The 19,880-nt window shown below is 56.6% G+C and carries 18 protein-coding genes, 1 tRNA gene and 1 other RNA gene; 11 read left to right on the plus strand and 9 right to left on the minus strand.

The genetic code is table 11. The annotated features are described in order from the left end of the window. Positions 1 to 213 precede the first annotated feature (213 nt). From KQI10_RS05660 to KQI10_RS05680, 5 genes are all read left to right on the plus strand, one after another. Positions 214 to 528: a metal-sensing transcriptional repressor gene (locus KQI10_RS05660; RefSeq protein ID WP_216566439.1), complete on the plus strand. Its 315-nt coding sequence runs from the start codon at positions 214 to 216 to the stop codon at positions 526 to 528. 42 nt (positions 529 to 570) lie between these two features. Further along, positions 571 to 3,066, plus strand: a complete 2,496-nt coding sequence (locus KQI10_RS05665) for a heavy metal translocating P-type ATPase (RefSeq protein WP_216566440.1) — start codon at positions 571 to 573, stop codon at positions 3,064 to 3,066. A gap of 12 nt (positions 3,067 to 3,078) precedes the next feature. Beyond that, positions 3,079 to 3,291, plus strand: a complete 213-nt coding sequence (locus tag KQI10_RS05670; protein ID WP_216566441.1) for a heavy-metal-associated domain-containing protein — start codon at positions 3,079 to 3,081, stop codon at positions 3,289 to 3,291. Positions 3,292 to 3,455: 164 nt separating this feature from the next. After that, positions 3,456 to 4,124 (plus strand): deoxynucleoside kinase, encoded by a 669-nt coding sequence (locus KQI10_RS05675; protein WP_216566442.1) that lies wholly within the window; start codon positions 3,456 to 3,458, stop codon positions 4,122 to 4,124. Between the two features lie 16 nt (positions 4,125 to 4,140). Next, on the plus strand, positions 4,141 to 4,335 hold the full coding sequence (locus KQI10_RS05680) for a PspC domain-containing protein (RefSeq protein WP_216566443.1): 195 nt from the start codon (positions 4,141 to 4,143) through the stop codon (positions 4,333 to 4,335). A gap of 34 nt (positions 4,336 to 4,369) precedes the next feature. On the opposite strand, the gene KQI10_RS05685 is transcribed toward KQI10_RS05680, so the two are convergent. Beyond that, a complete protein-coding gene (locus KQI10_RS05685; protein ID WP_216566444.1) occupies positions 4,370 to 4,882 on the minus strand; it encodes a hypothetical protein in 513 nt (170 codons plus the stop codon). Between the two features lie 134 nt (positions 4,883 to 5,016). Between KQI10_RS05685 and KQI10_RS05690 the strand changes: the two genes are divergently transcribed. The 4 genes from KQI10_RS05690 to KQI10_RS05705 all read left to right on the plus strand — a co-directional run bounded on the left by KQI10_RS05690 (position 5,017) and on the right by KQI10_RS05705 (position 7,710). Then, complete coding sequence (locus KQI10_RS05690; RefSeq protein WP_253285174.1) at positions 5,017 to 5,424, plus strand: DUF2500 domain-containing protein; 408 nt, start codon at positions 5,017 to 5,019, stop codon at positions 5,422 to 5,424. An 11-nt stretch (positions 5,425 to 5,435) separates the two neighbouring features. Next, a complete protein-coding gene (locus KQI10_RS05695) occupies positions 5,436 to 6,302 on the plus strand; it encodes a hypothetical protein (protein ID WP_216566445.1) in 867 nt (288 codons plus the stop codon). 348 nt (positions 6,303 to 6,650) lie between these two features. Then, on the plus strand, positions 6,651 to 7,133 hold the full coding sequence (locus KQI10_RS05700; protein ID WP_216566446.1) for an RNA polymerase sigma factor: 483 nt from the start codon (positions 6,651 to 6,653) through the stop codon (positions 7,131 to 7,133). Next, entirely contained in the window at positions 7,123 to 7,710 is a 588-nt protein-coding gene (locus KQI10_RS05705; RefSeq protein ID WP_216566447.1) for a hypothetical protein, read from the plus strand. Before KQI10_RS05700 ends, KQI10_RS05705 begins: the two co-directional genes overlap by 11 nt. A gap of 96 nt (positions 7,711 to 7,806) precedes the next feature. Here the strand turns inward: KQI10_RS05705 and KQI10_RS05710 are convergent, their stop codons facing one another. The 3 genes from KQI10_RS05710 to KQI10_RS05720 all read right to left on the minus strand — a co-directional run bounded on the left by KQI10_RS05710 (position 7,807) and on the right by KQI10_RS05720 (position 15,682). Continuing rightward, positions 7,807 to 12,039: a 2-hydroxyacyl-CoA dehydratase gene (locus KQI10_RS05710; protein WP_216566448.1), complete on the minus strand. Its 4,233-nt coding sequence runs from the start codon at positions 12,037 to 12,039 to the stop codon at positions 7,807 to 7,809. A 143-nt stretch (positions 12,040 to 12,182) separates the two neighbouring features. Continuing rightward, positions 12,183 to 13,934: an ABC transporter ATP-binding protein gene (locus KQI10_RS05715; RefSeq protein ID WP_216566449.1), complete on the minus strand. Its 1,752-nt coding sequence runs from the start codon at positions 13,932 to 13,934 to the stop codon at positions 12,183 to 12,185. Continuing rightward, a complete protein-coding gene (locus KQI10_RS05720; RefSeq protein ID WP_216566450.1) occupies positions 13,931 to 15,682 on the minus strand; it encodes an ABC transporter ATP-binding protein in 1,752 nt (583 codons plus the stop codon). Before KQI10_RS05720 ends, KQI10_RS05715 begins: the two co-directional genes overlap by 4 nt. Positions 15,683 to 15,804: 122 nt before the next feature. Between KQI10_RS05720 and KQI10_RS05725 the strand changes: the two genes are divergently transcribed. Beyond that, positions 15,805 to 16,656, plus strand: coding sequence for a LysR family transcriptional regulator (locus KQI10_RS05725; protein ID WP_216566451.1), 852 nt, complete (start codon positions 15,805 to 15,807; stop codon positions 16,654 to 16,656). A 288-nt stretch (positions 16,657 to 16,944) separates the two neighbouring features. Here the strand turns inward: KQI10_RS05725 and ssrA are convergent. The 4 genes from ssrA to KQI10_RS05745 all read right to left on the minus strand — a co-directional run bounded on the left by ssrA (position 16,945) and on the right by KQI10_RS05745 (position 19,085). Continuing rightward, positions 16,945 to 17,294: a transfer-messenger RNA gene (gene ssrA, locus KQI10_RS05730) on the minus strand. Positions 17,295 to 17,358: 64 nt separating this feature from the next. After that, positions 17,359 to 17,895 (minus strand): peptidylprolyl isomerase, encoded by a 537-nt coding sequence (locus KQI10_RS05735; RefSeq protein WP_216566452.1) that lies wholly within the window; start codon positions 17,893 to 17,895, stop codon positions 17,359 to 17,361. 3 nt (positions 17,896 to 17,898) lie between these two features. Beyond that, positions 17,899 to 18,357 carry an SsrA-binding protein SmpB gene (smpB, locus tag KQI10_RS05740; RefSeq protein ID WP_216566456.1) on the minus strand — a complete coding sequence of 153 codons (459 nt, stop codon included), beginning with the start codon at positions 18,355 to 18,357 and terminating at the stop codon, positions 17,899 to 17,901. A gap of 65 nt (positions 18,358 to 18,422) precedes the next feature. Beyond that, positions 18,423 to 19,085, minus strand: coding sequence for an HAD family hydrolase (locus KQI10_RS05745; RefSeq protein WP_216566453.1), 663 nt, complete (start codon positions 19,083 to 19,085; stop codon positions 18,423 to 18,425). Between the two features lie 128 nt (positions 19,086 to 19,213). Between KQI10_RS05745 and KQI10_RS05750 the strand changes: the two genes are divergently transcribed. Then, positions 19,214 to 19,474: a hypothetical protein gene (locus tag KQI10_RS05750; RefSeq protein ID WP_216566454.1), complete on the plus strand. Its 261-nt coding sequence runs from the start codon at positions 19,214 to 19,216 to the stop codon at positions 19,472 to 19,474. Positions 19,475 to 19,687: 213 nt separating this feature from the next. On the opposite strand, the gene KQI10_RS05755 is transcribed toward KQI10_RS05750, so the two are convergent. Then, positions 19,688 to 19,775: transfer RNA gene (locus KQI10_RS05755), tRNA-Leu, on the minus strand. Positions 19,776 to 19,880: the final 105 nt, after the last annotated feature.

Genomic DNA, 19,880 nt, shown 5'->3' on the forward strand with positions numbered 1-19,880 from the left:
GCTTTCTGGCAGCGCCTCCCTTAAGCCGCATTCTTGCGGAGCTTCTTGGCGGGACAAGAAGCTCCCCGCCGGAGGCACTCAGCCTGCAGATAGGTTAAGCAAAAGTTCTTCAAAAGGCCGAGCAAGATAATAGGGATTCCCCTCTTGACAAATACCCCCTGCGGGTATATAATGCAAATACCCCCAAGGGGTATACGAAAGGAGCGATGCCGAATGGATGAACACCAGTGCTGTTGCTGCGGAGGCACCGAGAAGACCACACAGCGGAGCGATGAGGAAAAGCGGAAGCTGTTGAACCGCCTCAAGCGTATTGAAGGGCAGGTGCGGGGCTTGCAGGCCATGATCGAGCGGGACGCGTACTGCTACGACATCCTGACCCAGTCCGCCGCCGTCAACGCCGCCATGAACGCCTTCAACAAAGAAATTCTGGCCCGTCACATTGAAGGCTGCGTGGCACGGGACATCCGGGCGGGTAAGGATGAAGTCATCGAGGAGCTGGTGACCATTCTGCAAAAGCTCATGAAATAACTCTCTCCAAATAGGGAAAACTGGAAAATCAGGAGGAGAAATATGACACAATACAATGTAACAGGCATGAGCTGCGCCGCCTGTGTGGCACGGGTGGAAAAGGCCGTGAACCAGGTACCTGGCGTTTCCGGCTGCGCGGTGAGCCTGCTGACAAACTCCATGGGCGTAGAGGGTGCGGCGGACAGCGCCGCCATTATCCGGGCCGTGGAGCAGGCAGGCTACGGCTGCTCCGCCAAGGGTGCGGAAAAGGCACCATCCGCCGCAGAGGATACCCTGGCGGACCATGAGACACCGAAATTAAAGCGCCGGCTCATTGCCTCCATCGGCTTTTTGGCGGTGCTGATGTATTTTTCCATGGGCCATATGATGTGGGGCTGGCCCCTGCCCCATTGGTTCGACGGAAACCATGTGGCCATGGGCCTTGTACAGCTGCTGCTGGCGGGAATCATCATGGTCATCAACCAGAAATTCTTTATCTCAGGCTTCAAGGCTCTGTGGAACCGCTCCCCAAATATGGATACCCTGGTAGCCCTTGGCTCCATGGCTTCCTTTGTATGGAGCGTCTACGCACTGTTCGCCATGACCGACGCCCAGGTCCGCGGGGATATGGCCGGGGTCATGACCTATATGGACGAGTTCTATTTTGAGTCCGCCGCCATGATTCTGACCCTGATTACCGTGGGCAAGATGCTGGAGGCTCGCTCCAAGGGCAAAACCACAGACGCGTTGAAGGGTCTGATGGATCTGGCCCCCAAGACCGCCACGCTGGTCCGGGGTGGGCAGGAAGTGACCGTTCCCATCGAGCAGGTGCAAAAGGACGATATCTTTGTAGTGCGTCCCGGCGAGAGCATCCCTGTGGACGGCGTCGTTCTGGAGGGCACCAGTGCCGTCAACGAATCCGCCCTGACCGGCGAGAGTATCCCCGTGGACAAGGGCGCCGGCGACGGCGTGTCGGCCGCAACTCTCAACCAGTCCGGCTTTCTCCGCTGCAGGGCAAGCCGCGTAGGTGCGGACACCACCCTTTCCCAGATCATCAAAATGGTCTCCGACGCGGCGGCTACCAAGGCCCCCATTGCCAAGATTGCGGACCGGGTTTCCGGTGTGTTTGTGCCCGCGGTGATCTCCATTGCGGTCATCACCACCATTGTCTGGCTGCTGCTGGGCCGGGAATTCTCCTTTGCGCTGGCAAGAGGCATTTCCGTGCTGGTCATCAGCTGCCCCTGCGCCCTGGGCCTTGCCACTCCTGTTGCCATTATGGTCGGCAACGGCGTAGGCGCCAAAAACGGCATACTCTTCAAGACCGCCGTCTCTCTGGAGCAGACCGGCAAAACGGATATCGTTGTTCTGGATAAGACCGGCACCATCACGGAGGGCAGGCCCAAGGTGACGGATATCGTCAGCGAAGGGCAGGAAGCTCAGCTTTTGAAGCTGGCCCTGGCTCTGGAAAGCAAGAGTGAGCACCCTCTGGCAAAGGCCATTCTGGAAGAGGGCGCCACCCGGGGCATGCGGATTGCGGAGGTAACGGATTTTGAAGCGCTGCCCGGCAACGGCCTTCAGGCAAGGCTGGACGGCAAGGCTCTTTTGGGCGGCAGTCTGAAATTCATCTCCGGACAGGTTTCCGTTCCCGCGGATATGACCACCAAAGCCCAGTCGCTGGCGGAACAGGGCAAGACACCCCTGCTGTTTGCCTATGACGGCGCTTTCGCCGGAATGATTGCTGTGGCGGACACCATGAAGTCCGACAGCCCCCAGGCCATCCGGGAGCTGCGGAATATGGGCATCCAGGTAGTCATGCTTACCGGCGATAATGAGCGCACCGCCAAAGCAATCGGCGCTCAGGCAGGTGTGGATCAGGTCATTGCCGGGGTCCTGCCCGACGGCAAGGAAACGGTTATCCGTCGGCTGAAGGCCAAGGGCAAAGTTGCCATGGTCGGCGACGGCATCAACGACGCCCCCGCCCTGACACGGGCCGATACAGGCATTGCCATCGGCGCGGGCGCGGATGTGGCCATTGACGCGGCGGATGTGGTGCTCATGAAGAGCAGCCTGCTGGATGTGCCCGCAGCCATCCGGCTCAGCCGCTCCACCCTGCGGAACATCCACGAAAACCTCTTCTGGGCATTTTTCTACAACACCATCGGCATTCCCCTGGCGGCCGGATGCTTTGTGGGCCTTGGGCTGACGCTGAATCCCATGTTCGGCGCGGCAGCCATGAGCCTCTCCAGCTTCTGCGTGGTGACCAATGCCCTGCGGCTGAATCTCTGCAAACTCTATGACGGCAGCCATGACCGCAAGCGCAGCCATAAGGCCCGGAATGGCCAGAACGATATGGTGAAGACCATCCACATTGAGGGCATGATGTGCCACCACTGCGAGGCGGCTGTGCAAAAGGCTCTGGAAGCCGTAGACGGCGTGACCTCCGCCCAGGCGGACCATGAAAAAGGCATCGCCGTTGTGACCCTCAGCAAAAAGGTGGATGCTGCCGCCTTGAAGAAAGCCATCAAAACAGAAGGCTACAAATTTATTTCCATTGAATAAGGAGAAATTGCTATGAAGAAGACCATTTTTATTGAAGGCATGGGCTGCTCCGGCTGCGAAAACCGGGTTAAAAACGCACTGGAGGCCCTTCCTCAGGTTACGGATGCCAAGGTCAGCAAGGACACCGGGACCGCGCTGGTTGAGCTTACCGAAGCCGTGGCCGACACCATTCTGACCGAGACCGCCTCCTGCGGCGGCAAATACACCGTAACGGGAATCGAATAAAACGCAAAAAAGGCGCCGCCACCGCGGCGTCTTTTCTCGCCGCGAATCAGTGCTGCCCAAAGGAAACGATGCATGGTTTTGAAACTGCCGCATCCTCCCTCTTGACGGATGTAGTATAATAAAAGAAAAAAGCTTTTTACGGAAAGCGGCAGGAGATGGAAACCATGGCGGCAAAGAAGCTGATTGTGATAGAGGGTTTGGACGGCAGCGGCAAGGCGACCCAGGCAAAAAGGCTGACAGAGGCACTTGTGGAAAAGGGCATTCCGGTACGGGAGGTCTCCTTTCCGGATTACGGGTCCGATTCCTCCGCGCTGGTGCGGATGTATCTGTCCGGTCAGTTCGGCACAGATCCCCAGGATGTGAATGCCTATGCCGCCAGCTCCTTTTTCGCGGTAGACCGTTTTGCGTCCTATAAAAAAGACTGGTGCCGGGACTATGCCCGGGGTGTGGTTATTGCCGACCGCTACACCACCTCCAACGCCGTGCACCAGTGCAGCAAGCTGCCGAAGGAGCAATGGGAGGATTTTCTCAACTGGCTCTTTGATTTCGAGTATAATAAGCTCGGCATTCCCGCCCCGGACCGCGTTATCTATCTGAATGTGGATCCCGCAGTCAGCCAAGCCCTGATGACCGCCCGCTACAGCGGAGACGAGAACAAAAAGGACATCCACGAGCGGGACATTGCCTACTTACGGCACAGCCGGGAAGCGGCAGCGTACTGCGCCGAAAAGCTTGGCTGGGAAACCGTAGATTGCTGCCGGGATGGACAGATGCGCTCCATTGAGGATATCCATAAAGACGTTATGAAGCTGTTGGAAAACGGCATTGCATAGACAGGAGGTATTTACCATGAACAAAAAGCTATACAAATCCAATACCAATAAAATGATCTGCGGTGTTTGCGGCGGGCTGGGCGAATTCTTCGGCATCGACCCCACCATCATCCGTCTGATCTGGGCAATTCTGGCCCTGCTGGGCGGGACGGGCATCGTGGCCTACCTGATTGCCGCGGTAATCATCCCCAATTCCGAAATTGTGGTGTAACGCAAAAGGAGCTGCCAGGCGCAGCTCCTTTTCATTATGCAATCAGATCCGCCATCAGGTTCACAAGGAATCCCACCGGCGCGGCAAGAACAGTCCGCATGGACATACCGAGAATGCCGCCCTTGATGTGAGGCCAATAGTCCTTATAGACATCCCGCAGGTCCTCCGTGCCGGGGATCACCCAGCGGCTGGCGTGGCAGAACCAGCCGCAGCCAAGGATGAACACCTCGAACCACAGCTCTGTGACCCACATCAGGTAGCTCTGCAAAAAGGCGCTCAGAAAATCCCGCGCCCCGCCCAGGAAGAAGCACAGACAGGACTGCAGTGGGATTGAAACGAGGATAAACACCACCCGCTGCCGATTGTATTCCGGCCCTTTCCCATTTTCCGGAACAATGCCCAGTTCCCGGCACCGGGCGACGATCACAGGCGGGTAGACGTGCATCCGGCCCAGAACCCCGCCCGCCGCCGGACGGATGCTCCAGAACACGGCGCCGCAGGAGAGGGCAATAAAAATCAGACATTCCAAAATTATTTTCAGGGCCATTTCAAAGCCTTCTTTCCAAAAAATTCGATATTTTCGAGAACATTCTAACAATCCGCCCCGCAAATGTCAAGCCAAATCCCTGGTTGCAATCACGGGGCGGATATGGTATGATAAAAGCAAAAAGGAGACGCCCTATGCTCTATCGAATGTCCGGCATGGACTTCTTTGACACATTCAGCCTGTTCCAAATCCTTTTTTACATCGGCTTTGCCGCTGTACTTGTGATTATTATGGTGCAGGCCTTCCGGGGACTGAAGACCTGGAACAAAAACAACAACTCTCCCCGGCTCTCCGTGCCTGCCTCTGTGGTTGCCAAGCGAACAAACGTGTCCTATCACCGCCACGCCAACGCGGGAGACGCCACAGGCGCCCACGGCTATCACACCGACTCCTCTACCACCTATTACGCAACCTTTCAGGTGGAAAGCGGGGATCGAATGGAGTTCCACATCAATGGGCAGCAATACGGCATGCTGGCGGAGGGCGACCACGGGAAGCTGAGCTTCCAGGGAACACGTTTCCTGAATTTTGAACGGCAGTGAGGCATTGATTTATGAGCGACAAATATATGATCCTCTGCGTGGCAGGCCAGTCCAACGCGGTGGGCTTTGACGAATCCAGAATTCCCGGCGACTATCTGAAGCAATTCCGGGGCAGCCGTATCCGCCAGCTGGGCCTTTACGGAGAGGACAATCTGAAGCTGATCCCTCTGGGGGCCTGCGCCCAGAATTTTCAGGACCTTCGGCCCTTCAGCAATCCCGGAAGCGATTCAGCCATGCCGGGCACCAAAGGCATGCACCTGCCCCTGGCCGACAGGCTGCTGGACCTGATCCCGGAGGACTACGGTGTTCTGGTTCTCCCCTGTGCCTACGGCGGCGTGGGCTTTACGGTGGGCGAAGAAGGCAGCTACGATTCCGAAACCATGCGCCCCTCCGAGGGCCGTCTGCGCTGGGGCGCACAGTCTCCCTTCTTTGCGGCCATGAAGGACCGCATCCGCCACGCGCTGGACTTAAACCCTGAGAACCGCTTCGTAGGCGTTGTATGGCTTCAGGGTGAATTCGACTACGAAAACGGCAAGGAACAGATGCCCCGCTTTGATGCCATGGTGGAGGACTTTTTGAAGACCTTTGCCAACGAGTATCCCGGCAGAGTATACCGCGGGGACTGGAACCGGGATATCTGGTACAATGTGGAGACGGTTGCCTACTGGTACGGCATAGGCGACTGCCCCATGATCTGGGAGCACTACGCGGCATGGAATCCCAGGACTTATGTCCGGATTCCCAGGGATACGGACTCCAACGAGATAAACGGTACCGGCCTGACGGCCTCCGTCCGAGCCCAGCACTTCGGGAACGACGCTTTTCTGAAGGTTGTCGCCCCCGCCATCGCCGCCAGAATGGCGGAGCGGCTGGGGTAAAAGCAAATTTTTGACAGGGGCAGCTGACCGGCTGCCCCTGTTCCATTGCCTCAGGCAATCGCCCTGTTCCGTGGTCATCTTGCGTTCTCCCGAAAGCGTTTTTTCTTACGAATGCAGAAAAGTATCGAACAAATCTCTTTCAAAAGCCCACATCGCCCCGCGGGGAACGACGTCAGAGCGGTCAGAAAACGGACACGACCATACCGTCAGCTTCCGGGCCAATGTTGGCGGCTGGCCGCCTTCCCTTGGGGATGACTTTTTTCACAAAATCAAAAAACGTGCAACCTTTTTCCCTTCGGAATCGTTTGGTATACAGAAAGTACTTTCGAACATACAGAGGAGCTGCTTATGAAGCTATCGGCTGAGGATGCGTTCCGTCAGTTCGGCGACCGGGTGTTTTCCGCCGCGTTCAGCGCAACGGGAAGCAAGGAGGACGCGGATGACGTGGTGCAGGATACATTTCTGAAATACTGGGACACGGATCAGGACTTCACCGATGAAAACCACATCAAGGCCTGGCTGCTGCGAGTTGCCATCAATCGGTCCCGGGATCTGCTGCGTTCCTTCTGGCACAGGAAAAAGGTGCCCTGGGAGGACTACATGGAGGAACTTTCCTTCGAGGAACCGGAGGACAAGAGCCTGTTTGAGGCAGTCATGGAATTGCCCAGGAAATACCGGGTGACCATCCATCTGCACTACTACGAAGATCTGTCCGTTTCCGAAATTGCGGAAATCCTGCATACGACCGAAGGAACTGTAAAAAGCCAGTTGAGCAGAGGAAGAAAGCTCCTGAAAACCAAACTGATGGAGGCGTGGGATGATGACGAATAAAGAAAAATACAGGCGTGCCTTTGGTGTGCTGCACGCCTCCGACGATTTTTTGACGGAGGCAAAAGCTATGAAAACGAGAAAATTCACTGTGCGCAAGGCAGTTATTCTGTGCGCCGCCGCTGTGCTGATCCTTGGCATGGCAACGGTGGGCTATGCGGAAAATGTAGGCGGCATCCGCAGAACCATCCAGCTGTGGATCCGCGGAGACCAGACCGACGCCGTTATGGACATTGAAAACGGAAACTATACCCTCTCCTACGAGGACGCTCAGGGCCGTCACGAGCTGGGCGGCGGCGGTGTTGCCATCGACAACTTCGGCAACGAGCGGCCCCTGACCGACGAGGAGCTTCTGGAGGAGATCAACAGCAATGTCGATGTAGAATACAAGGACGACGGCACGGTCTGGGTCTACTATCAGGACCAGGCTATGGAAATCACCGACCTGTTTGACGAAAACAACATTTGCTATGTCCAGATCAAAGCCGGGACGGGCACCCTGTACGTCACCGTGAAGTATGGCGGCAGCTTCTCTTACAGCTCTGACGGCTATGTCCAGCCTGAGAGTTTTTCGGATTGAACAATTTCAAATCCCGCCGGGGCGGCAGTTTTGCCGCCCCGGCGCACTGCAAACAGCGCCATTCGGGGCCTTGTACACTCCGGATGGCGCTGTTTGTTATTTGGCATTCTTCATATTTTCCTTAGCGACCGACAGCATGAGCTTGATACGGTTGAGCTGGTTGACTTCGCTGGCACCGGGGTCATAGTCCACAGCGGCAATGTTGGCCTGGGGGTAGTCTTTTTTCAGAACCTTGATTACGCCCTTGCCCACCACATGGTTGGGCAGACACGCAAAGGGCTGGATACAGATGACATTGGGCACTCCGGCGTTGATCAGCTCCACCATTTCGCCTGCCAGGAACCAGCCTTCTCCATACTGGTTGCCCAGAGACAGGTAGGGCCTGGTCATGTCCGCAATGCGTTCAATGGGCACAGGAGGCTCAAAGCGCTTACTCTTGCGCAGGGCGTCAATGGCCGGTCTGCGCAGAGCCCGCAGAACCTGAATTCCCGCCTTGGCCGTAAATTCCGAGCCCCAGCCCGCACCCAGAAATTCATGGCGGTATTTTCCGCCCAGCAGGCAGTAGTTGAAAAAGTCCAGCATATCGGGAACCACAGCCTCGGCGCCCTCCGCCTCCAGAACCTCCACCAGATGGTTGTTCGCCAAAGGCATGTACTTGACCAAAATCTCTCCTACGATGCCCACCCGAGGCTTGCGCAGGGTCTCATCGATGGGTAGGTTATCAAAGGCCTGGACAATGCCCCGGCAGACCCAGCCGTAGGAATAGGTGGTATCCTTATCCACCAGGGACTCAATACAGATCTTTTTCCACTTCTGATGCAGCTCCTCCGCTGAACCCGGAACCTTTTCATAGGGCCGAACCCGGTACAGACAGCGCATGAAGAGATCCCCATAAACCAGAGCGTGCACCGCGTCAATGGCAAGGCCCGCCGTGATCTTAAAACCTGCGTTCCTTTCCATGCCGTTGGCATTCACGGAAATCACGGGGATATGGCCATACCCCGCCTTTTGGAGTGCCCGGCGGATAAAGGCCACATAGTTGCTGGCCCGGCAGCAGCCGCCGGTCTGGGTCATCATAATGGCCAGACGGTCCGTATCGTACTTGCCGGAAAGCACCGCCTCCATAATCTGGCCCACCACCGTAATGGAGGGAAAGCAGGCGTCATTGTTGACGTATTTCAGGCCTGTGTCAATGGCCGTCCGGTCATCGTTGTCCAGAACAACCACATGGTAGCCGTGCTTTTCGAAAACCGGCTGCAACATCTCAAAATGAATGGGACTCATCTGGGGTGCCAGAATGGTATAGCCCTCCAGCTGCATCTGCTCGGTGTACTCTACTCTTTCATAGTCCACGGGCCGGGGCTGGGCATGGATCTTTTCCTCCCGCCGCATCTTCATGGCGGCAATCAGGCTGCGGATGCGGATACGAACGGCACCCAGATTGTTCACTTCATCGATTTTCAGCAGGGTGTAGAGCTTGTTGCTGCCCTCCAGAATCTCATTCACCTGATCCGTGGTCACGGCATCCAGGCCGCAGCCGAAGGAATTGAGCTGCAAAAGCTCCAGATCATCCCGGTTCCGAACAAACCTGGCGGCGGAGTACAGCCGGGAATGGTAGACCCACTGGTCCACGATCCGCAGGTGCTGATCCTCCTCCGGGTCCGGCAGACTGTCCTCGGTGAGCACCGTCAGGCCGTAGGACGCAATCAGTTCCGGGATTCCATGGTTGATTTCCGGGTCAATATGGTAGGGCCGCCCGGCCAGCACAATACCGCTGCCGCCCCTGGCCTCCATCTCCTGCAAAACCCGTCGGCCCTCCGCCACAATGTCAGCCTTGGCCTTCCGCTGCTCTGCCCAGGCAGCTTTTACCGCCGCTTTGACCTCCGAAGCGGGAATATCCCATTCCTCCTTGCAGAGCCTGATCAGCCGCTCCGCCGCCACCTTTTCATTGGTAAAAGCCACAAAGGGACGGATATAGCGAACCTTCCCCTCTGTAACAGCCTCCACGTTGTTTTTCAGGTTCTCTGCGTAGGACACCACCATGGGGCAGCTGTAGTGATTCTGGGCGTCCTTGTGCTCCTGGTATTCATAAAAAACACAGGGATGGAAAATGGTGGTGATGCCCTGATTAATCAGCCACTGCACATGTCCGTGGGCCAGCTTGGCGGGGTAGCATTCGGATTCCGATGGAATGGAATCCATACCCAGCTCATAGATTTTTCTGTCCGAGAAGGGCGACAGCACAGCCCGGAAGCCCAGTTCCCGGAAGAAGGTCGCCCAGAAGGGATAGTTCTCATACATATTCAGAACTCTGGGCAGGCCGATGGTACCTCTGTCAGCCTCTGCCTCAGTCAGAGGTGTGTAATCAAACATCCGTTTCTGCTTATAGGCCACCATATTGGGGGCTCTCTCCCCTGTGCCCGCTTTTCCCGCACCCTTTTCGCAGCGGTTTCCGGTAATATGCCTGCGACCACCGGGGAAGATGTTCACGGTAAGCATGCAGTTGTTGGCGCAGCCGCCGCAGCGGCGGGTCCTGGTGGTATAGGCAAGGTCCACAATTTCTTCCAGCGGCAGCATGGAAGTCCCCTCGCCGTGGTCGTGGCCTCTGGCAATCAGCGCCGCGCCAAAGGCGCCCATGAGCCCCGCAATATCCGGACAGACGACCTCTGCCCCGGCAATCAGTTCAAAGGCCCGCAGCACCGCCTGATTATGGAAGGTGCCGCCCTGAACCACGATATGGCTGCCCAACTCTCTGGCAGAGCTGAGCTTGATGACCTTGAACAGGGCGTTTTTGATAACGGAGTAGGCAAGGCCCGCGGAAATATCCGCTACCTTCGCTCCCTCTTTCTGGGCCTGCTTCACATTGGAGTTCATAAACACAGTGCAGCGGGTTCCCAGGTCCACGGGATGCTCGGCAAAAAGGGCCTCCCTGGCAAAGGCTTCCGCCGTATAGCCCAGAGAGTTGGCGAAATTCTCGATAAAAGAGCCGCAGCCGGAGGAGCATGCCTCATTGAGCATAATGGTGTCCACAGCCCCGTTTTTCAGGCGGATGCACTTCATATCCTGACCGCCGATGTCCAGCACGCAGTCCACATCCCTGTCAAAGAAGGAGGCGGCGGTGCAGTGGGCAATGGTCTCCACCTCGCCCTCGTCCAGGTTGAAGGCGGATTTCAGCAGCGCCTCGCCGTAGCCTGTCGAGCAGGTGCGGGCAATGCGGGCAGAACCGGGGAGCCGGGTTTTCAGATTCCAGATGGCGGTTTTGGCCGTCTCAATGGGGTTGCCCTTATTATTGGCATAGAAGGAATAGAGCAGCTGCCCCTCCTGACCAATCAGAGCCATTTTTGTGGTGGTAGAACCGGCGTCAATTCCCAGATAGCAATCGCCGCAGTAGGTTTCCAGGTTGGCCTTTTCCACAACAGCCTTGCTGTGCCGCTGCCGGAATGCCGCATAATCCGCCTGACTTTCAAACAGCGCCGGAAGCCGGGGCATCTCAAAGGAAACCCGGACGCCCTTTTCCAGTCTGGCAATCAGATCGTCCAGAAGGACCGCCTCGCCGCCGTCCTCTTCCAGAGCGGAACCCATAGCGGCAAAGAGGTGGGAATTCTCCGGATCGACCACATTTTCCGGGCTCAGCTTCAGGGTCCGGATAAAGGCCTTTTTCAGCTCCGGCAAAAAGTGCAGGGGGCCGCCCAGAAAGGCCACGCAGCCCCGGATGGGCTTGCCGCAGGCAAGCCCGGAAATGGTCTGATTCACCACCGCCTGAAAAATAGAGGCTGCCAGATCCGCTTTCGTCGCGCCCTCGTTGATGAGGGGCTGGATATCCGTCTTGGCAAACACGCCGCAGCGGGCGGCGATGGGGTAAATTTGCTGATAGTTGGCTGCTTCGGCGTTCAGCCCCGCGGCATCCGTCTGCAAAAGGGACGCCATCTGGTCTATAAAGGAGCCGGTGCCTCCGGCGCAGACGCCGTTCATCCGCTCCTCCAGGCCGCCGGTAAAATAGATGATCTTGGCGTCCTCGCCGCCCAGTTCAATGGCCACATCCGTCTGGGGATAAAAGGTCTTCAAGGCCGCGGCGACCGCCACGACCTCCTGGACAAAGCCAATGCCCATGGCCTTTGCCAGCGTGATGGCGCCGGAACCGGTGATCCGGGCACGAAGGGCACACTCCCCCAGCTTTTCCCGGGCGTCCTTCAACAGGTCTGCCAATGCCCCCTGGGTATTGGCCTGATGCCGTGCATAGTTTCCGTACAGCAGGTTATTTTCATCATCCAACACCGCCAGCTTCACCGTTGTGGAGCCGATATCAATGCCCGCGCGATATGTATTCATGGTATTTCTCTCCGTTTATCCTGATGATTCTATATGGAAATATTTTATTTTTGAAATATGAACCCAGTCTAAACAGTGATTTGCCGATTTTTGAACGAAAAACGAGGGCAGCCAATTGGCTGCCCCCTGCGGAAACGATGGAATCAGGCTCTCTGGAACTGGCTGTTGTAAAGGGTATGGTAGAACCCGCCCCTGGCCAGCAGTTCCTCATGGGTTCCCTGCTCAATGATCTTGCCGTCCCGCATGACCAGGATCAGGGAGGCGTTGCGGATGGTGGAAAGCCGATGGGCCACCACAAAGCTGGTACGGCCCTCCATGAGCTTGTCAAAGGCCTCCTGGATCAGCACCTCTGTGCGGGTATCGATGCTGGAGGTTGCCTCATCCAGGATCAGCATAGGCGGCAGGGTCAGCATGACCCGGGTAATGCACAGAAGCTGCTTCTGGCCCTGACTGATGCTGTCCTCATAGAGCACCGTGTCCAGCCCCTTGGGCAATCGCCGGATGAAGTCCCAGCTATGGGCTTCCTTCGCTGCCAGAATGATCTCCTCATCTGTGGCGTCCGGCTTGCCGAAGGCGATGTTCTCCCGGACAGTGCCCTGCTTGACCCAGGTGTCCTGCAAAACCATGCCGAACCCGGAGCGCAGCGCATGGCGGGACAGGGTCTTGATCTCCTTGCCGTCAATGGTAATCTCGCCGCTGTCCGTATCATAGAAACGCATGAGCAGATTGATAAAGGTGGTCTTGCCGCAGCCTGTGGGCCCAACGATTGCCACACGCATACCGGGCCGCGCATCCAGGCTGAAATGCTCAATGAGTTTGCGGCTCTTGTCATAGCTGAACGCAACATTCTGAATTTCCACGCAGCCCTTGGGGTCTTCCAGTGTACCCTGGGCATCAGCGCTTTCCTCCGGCTCCTCCAGCAGAGCAAACAGCCGGGCGGCGCAGGCCAGAGCGTTCTGCATCTCCGTAACCACGGAGCTGATGTCGTTGAAGGGCTTCATATACTGGTTGGCATAGGACAGCAGCACCGTCAGACCGCCTACGGTCAGGCTGCCGCCGGGGATCAGGATGGTGCCGATCAGTGCCACGCCGGCATAGATCAGGCTGTTGACAAACCGGGTACAGGGGTTGGTCAGGCTGCTGTAAAAAATCGCCTGAGCGCTGTAATCCCGCAGCTGCTCATTGATCTCGGCGAAACGCCTGGAGGCCCGCTCCTCGTAGCCATAAGCCCGGACCACCTTCTGGTTGCCGATGATCTCCTCAATAAGAGCGGTCTGTTTGCCCCGGGCCTCGCTCTGCTTGCGGAACATTCCATAGGAATGGGAGGAAATAAACTTCGCCACCCAGAAGCTGACGGGGGTCAGGCAAATGACCAGCAGCGTGATCCAGAAGTTCTTGGAGAACATGAAAATCAGTGTCACAACAATGGTGACAACGCCGGAAAACAGCTGGGTAAAGCCCAGCAGCAGGCCATCGGACAGGATGTCCGCGTCCGCGATGATCCGGCTGACGATGTCGCCGGTGCTGTGCTGATCCAGATAGGACAGGGGCAGATGCTGGATATGGCGAATGGACTGTGCCCGGATGTCCTGCACCACACGATAGGTCATGCGGTTGTTGAGAATGCTCATGGTCCAGCCGGTAACACCGGAGAGACTTGCCAACACCAGAACACGCTTCAGATAGTAGCCCACCCGGGCAAAATCCACCTGTCCGGCAGCAATGATATTGTCAATAGCGTCACCGAACAGGATGGGAACATACAGCTGCAAAATGACCGTAGCCGCGGCCATAATGACGCTGAGGATCAGAAGGACACGAAACTTGGCAATGTGGCCCCACAGTTTTTTCAGGGTCTTTCCGTTGTCGGCATTTTTTACTGTCTGCTTTTTCATTGCGCATTCCCCTCCTTTGCGTTTTTCCGCTCACCCGGGAACTGGGAGTCGAAGATTTCCTGGTACAGGGGGCAGCTTTCCAGCAGTTGCTCATGGGTGCCCACACCGGCAAGGCTGCCGTTGTCCAGCACCAGAATCTGGTCCGCCTGACGAATACAGGCAATTCTCTGGGATACCAGGAAAGTCGTCACATCATAGCCCAGATTCCGGATGGATCTGCGCAGGGCCGCGTCCGTAGCAAAATCCAGAGCGCTGGAGCTGTCGTCCAGGATCAGGATCTCCGGCTTTTTCACCAGAGCCCGGGCAATGGACAGCCGCTGCTTCTGGCCGCCAGAGAGATTCCGTCCCCCCTGCTCCAGCTGGAAGTCCAGCTGACCCGGCTTGGCCTCCACAACCTCTTTGGCCTGAGCCGCTTCCAGCGCTTCCCAGAGGGCCGCGTCATCGGCATTCTCGTTGCCCCAGCGCAGGTTATCCCGGATGGTACCCTGGAACAGCACCGCGCGCTGCTGCACAACACCGACCTTCTCGCAAAGCGTCTCCCGGGTGTAGTTCCGGGCGTCCTCCCCGTCCAGAGCCACAGTACCCTGCTGGGGATCATAGAATCTGGGGATCAGGCTCACCAGCGTGGATTTGCCGCTGCCGGTACCGCCGATGATGCCGATGGTCTGGCCTTTCTTCGCCCGGAAGCTGACGTTCGTCAAGCTGGGCGCGCCGGCGTTTTTGTAGGTGAATCCCACATGGTCAAAGCACACCGCATCCTGGGCATCCTCCGCCGGCTTGACATTTTCGGCGGGATAGGCCATGGACGCCGGCTGGGCCAGCACGCTGGACACCCGCCCAGCGCAGGCCACAGACTTATTCAGTGTGATAATCAGGGATGCCAGCTTGATCAGCTCCACGGTAATTTGAAGCATATAGTTGTTCAGAGCCACCACATCGCCCTGCGCAATGCCGCCGATGCTCACCTCAATGGCCGCCCAGTCAATAAGGATTACCGCCGCGATGTTGATGAGCACATAGGTCAGAGGATTCAGCAGGGCGGAAATCCTACCCACAAACTCATTGAGCTTTGTAAGGTAACGGCTGCTCTCGTCAAATTCCCGGACGGACTGACCCTCCCGGCAGAAAGCACGGATGACCCGGACGCCGGTCAGATTCTCCCGCGTCAGGCAGGTGACCCGGTCCAAAGCCGACTGGGCCTTCTTGAACAGTGGGATGCTCACCAGCATAATGGCAAACACCACCAGGAACAGGACGGGAATGGCCCCCGCAAAAATCCAGGCGCATTTCACATCAATGGTGAACGCCATGACCATAGCGCCGAAAACCACAAAGGGACTGCGCAGCAGCAACCGCAGGCCCATATTGACGCCGGTCTGCACCTGATTGATGTCGTCCGTCAGCCGGGTTATCATTGTGTCGGCGCCCAAAGTGTCCAACTCCGTGAAGGAAAAGCCCTGGATGTGGTCAAACACCGCCTGCCGCAGGTCTGCGGCGAAGCCGGTGCTGGCCTTGGCCGCAAAGAACTGGGCAGTGATACTGGCCGCCAGCCCCAGCAGAGCCATGCCGATCAGGATGCCGAAGCACTGAACCATATAGGTTCTGTCGTTTCCCGCTACACCGATATTGATCATTCTTGCCACTACCAGTGGAACCATCAGGTCCAGAATGACCTCCAGCAGCTTGAACAACGGGGCCAGGACGCTCTCCATGGCATACCGCTTCAAGTACCCGGATAGATTCTTCATACTTTCTCGCTCCTATTGTGAATTTTTATTGACAAACACAGTATAACACGATATGATCCATATGAATAATATCGTTTCTATGCTTGCGTTATTCAAATAAAATATAACCTTTGGAGGCACCCATGGAAATACGACAGCTGGAATACTTTCGCAAGATTGCCGAGACCGGCAGCATCAACGCTGCCGCCAAACTGCTCAATATGTCCCAACCGCCTCTGAGCTATCAGCTGAAGCTTCTGGAGGAGGAACTGGATGTGCGGCTTTTCGACCGCAGCCGTCAGGGGGTCAGTCTGACGGAGGCCGGAAAGCTGCTGTACCAGCGTTCCGGAGAGCTGCTGCAATTTGCGGACTCCGCAAAATTTGAGGTCACCCAGACGGGCAGGCGGCAGGTTCTGCGTCTTGGCATGACCTCCACCACGGTGGGGCCCATTCTCCCGAAAATCGCGGCCTTTACCAAAGCCCATCCGGACGTGAGCTTTGAAGTGCACGATGGTTCCACCTTTTCCATGATGGACCTGCTGCTCCGAGGCATTCTGGATGTCTCCGTGGTCCGCACGCCGGTACAGCTGGACAAGGTAGCGCACACGGTGCTCTGCGAGGAACCCATGATCGCCGTCTCCTGCCCCGGCAGCACGGGAAGCGGGGATATTCGGCTCACGGCGCTGACACAGGTTCCCCTGATCCTGTACCGCCGGTATGAGCGCTTTATTCTGGATGCCTTTCACGCCCAGAATCTGGAGCCGAACGTTCTGTGTGTCTGCGATGATGCCCGGGATGCCATGCAGTGGGCAGAGCAGGGATTGGCAACCGCCATTTTCCCACAATCCATGGAAAACCTCTGCCGCACCCTTACCATCCGTCCAATTGCGGAGGCATCTTTGAAAACAAAGATCCTGCTGATCTGGCACAGCGAAAAAGCCCCCCGGCCCCTGGTGCAGGATTTTTTGCGGATATGCCGGGAATGCCAGATATAGCGCGGGATATCCGAAAATAGTCTTTTCAGGATACTTTCCAGCGTCCCGGCGTCTTATTTCACCGATGATGACACTTCCCCATCTGCTTTGTTCCGCTAATGAAAAATCCACCCCTTGAGGGTGGATTTTTCATGGTGGAGCCGAGGGGAATCGAGGACACTATGGTGATGCCCCCGTCCAGCCGGGGGCATCCAAGCTGCCACTGGCAGCTTGATTGAATAGGTTCAAATCCCCTCTTTTAGGCTCCAGCAAATGAAAAATCCCGCCTTTTGGGCGGGGTTTTTCATTTGGTGGAGCCGAGGGGATTTGAACCCCTGTCCGAAAGCAACTTGGAAAGAGCTTCTCCGGGCGCAGTTTGTTATTTACATTCCCTCATCCCGGCGAGAGCAAACACCCTACGGGAGTCAGTAGCTTCATGATTCATGGTACGCGCAAAGCTTAGCGTACGCACGGTCTCCACTCAAATCACACCCGAGCCCGGCTCGTGGACCTTCCGGGGCGGATGGGCGCCTAATCAGGCAGCCATTGCAACAGAATTGTTGTCAGTTAAATTTAAGAAAATTGCCCGTTTTATCGTGGCCAGGCGCCACGGCCCGCTACTCCAGCCTCACTACCCCCGTCGAAACCAGTACGGCCCCAACTTGAGATATATGTCACTGCGAACCGACCCGAAGACCGGCGCGCAATGACAGCTGTTTTTACTTAGAACCGGCCATAGGGATCCGGCAGCTTCTTAGGCTCCGGGAAGGTCTCCCCGTGGGTGTCTACGGTGATGGACTTGATCTTCTGCTCAGCCACAGGCCGGTCGTTGGGACCGGTCTTGGTGGAGGCGATGGCATCCACCACATCCATGCCGGAGGTGACCTTACCAAAAGCGGCATACTGGCCATCCAGATGCTTGGCATCCTCATGCATGATGAAGAACTGGCTGCCCGCGGAGTTGGGAGAGGAGGACCGGGCCATGCTCAGTACGCCCCGCTTGTGCTTCAGCTCATTCTTTACACCGTTGAAGAAGAACTCGCCCTTGATGCAGTAGCCGGGGCCGCCCATGCCGGTACCATCAGGACAGCCGCCCTGAATCATGAAACCGGGAATGACCCGGTGGAAAATCAGTCCGTCGTAGAAGTTGTGGTTGCACAGGTCGATGAAATTATAAACGCTCTGGGGGGCCTTATCAGGGTACAGCTCGCCCTCGATAACACCGCCGTTTTCCATGGTGATCTTAAAAGTAGGATTCATTGGTTATCTCTCCTTCATGGCGCGCTCAATCTGCCGCTTGGCATCCCGCTCCGCGGCGGAGGCGCGCTTATCATACAGTTTTTTACCCTTGCACAGGCCGACCTTGACCTTTACCCGGCTTCCCTTAAAGTAGACAGACAACGGAATCAGGGAGTATCCGTCCTGCTTGACCTTGCCAAACAGTCGCATGATCTCCCGCTTGTGCATCAGCAGTCTTCTGGGACGCTTTTCATCCCGGTTGAAGATATTGCCGTGGTCATAAGGTGAGATGTGCATCTGGTTCAGAATCATCTCGCCGTTTTTGATGCCGCACCAGGCATCCTTCAGGTTCAGATTGCCCGCGCGGATGGACTTGACCTCTGTGCCGCACAGTTCAATACCCGCCTCGAATTCCTCTTCCACGAAATACTCATGGTAGGCCTCCCGGTTCCGGGCCATGATCTTGATGCTTTCCTTTTCCAGACTGCTCACCTCCCCTTCCCTGTTTCTGTGTATATTATACCAGCCTTGTCAAGGGGTGTAAACATCTATTTGCGTCCAAACTGGAACTCTTCCAGCTGCTCCGGCCTGTCAAAGCTGTAATCGCAGAGTGTCCGCATTTCCCGGCAGATCTCCGGGCAGCTCTGACGGCCCCAGGCGGCGAAAGCAATGGGCACATTCTGCTTCTTCGCCATGGTATAGGCCAGCTTCATGTCGTCCACCACCAGCAGCTCTTCCGGCTGAAAGCCGTACTTCTCCATGATGGTTGTCAAAGCATAGTCACTGGGCTTGCGTTTCTCCTCCGGCAGGTCCCAGCCGAAGATATCATCGGGCTGAATGCCGAAGTGAAGGGCGTAATCCCTCGTAATGTTCTCATTGCAGGAGTGGGACACCACGCAGATCTTTCCGCCAGCTTCCCGCTGCCGCCGGATCACTCTGCCGATGCCGGGAAAGGGATCCGGGATGTGGGTTTTGACGTATTCCTTCCAGCCCATATATTCGTCCAGAATTTCCTGCTCTGTAAAGTGGAAACGTTGACGGCAGAAGTCCGCGAAGCCCACTCGGTAGCATTCCTGGGCGTACTCCTCAGCCGTTACGGTCTCCCCCGGCCGGAAATCCGCCAGCACCTGTAAGAAATAAGGATAATTTACGGTCATCTCACTCTGGACCACCGTATCGTCATGGTCCAGCACCAAGCAGGGAAATCTCATAGCTGCGCCTCCGGTTTCTTTTCGTCCCATTATAGCAAAAAGCACCGGCCCTTGCAATCCAAAAATTACCATTGCAATATTCGAACATTTGTGCTATAATCATTTCCATGAAAGGAGTGACAACAGCTATGGAACAATTGCTTCAGCCGGTGGATGTGATCGCCCTTTGGGGCGCGGATGGAAAGCTGCGGCCTCTGCGCCTTCGTCTCCCCTCGGACAGCGGCCCACAGCGGGTGGACATTCTGAAGGTCGTCCAGGAAAAGCCGGAGCACCGCTACGGCTGGGAGGGCATCCGTTTCCTGTGCATCGCCAAGGCCGGCTGGCGGGAATATCCGGTAGAGCTGTACTACAGCCAGCGCTACCGCTGCTGGAGCATGGGGAGCGTTTAGCCGGCCATTAATACCACCCCATAAGCGCAAGATGCTCCTCAACACGACCGGAATCTATGAATCCACCCTCATCCCACTGGTTCGCCGCAATCACATGAAGGTACGGGGTGAATGTAGTGGGCGATTTTCGGATTGGCTTTCCAATCAGTCATCTCGTCTGCTCCTTTTGTTCTGGGATACGAAAAAAAGCACACCGAAGTGTGCTTTCTCATATGGTGGGCGAGGCGGGACTTGAACCCGCACGTCCGCAGTGAACACTAGAACCTGAATCTAGCGAGTCTACCAATTCCACCACTCGCCCATATGAAGTTTTGTGAGAAGAAAAAGCTGGTGGGCGAGGCGGGACTTGAACCCGCACGTCCGCAATGAACACTAGAACCTGAATCTAGCGAGTCTACCAATTCCA

The organism is Pseudoflavonifractor sp. MSJ-30, assembly GCF_018918045.1.
Taxonomy (GTDB): Bacteria; Bacillota; Clostridia; order Oscillospirales; family Oscillospiraceae; genus Faecousia.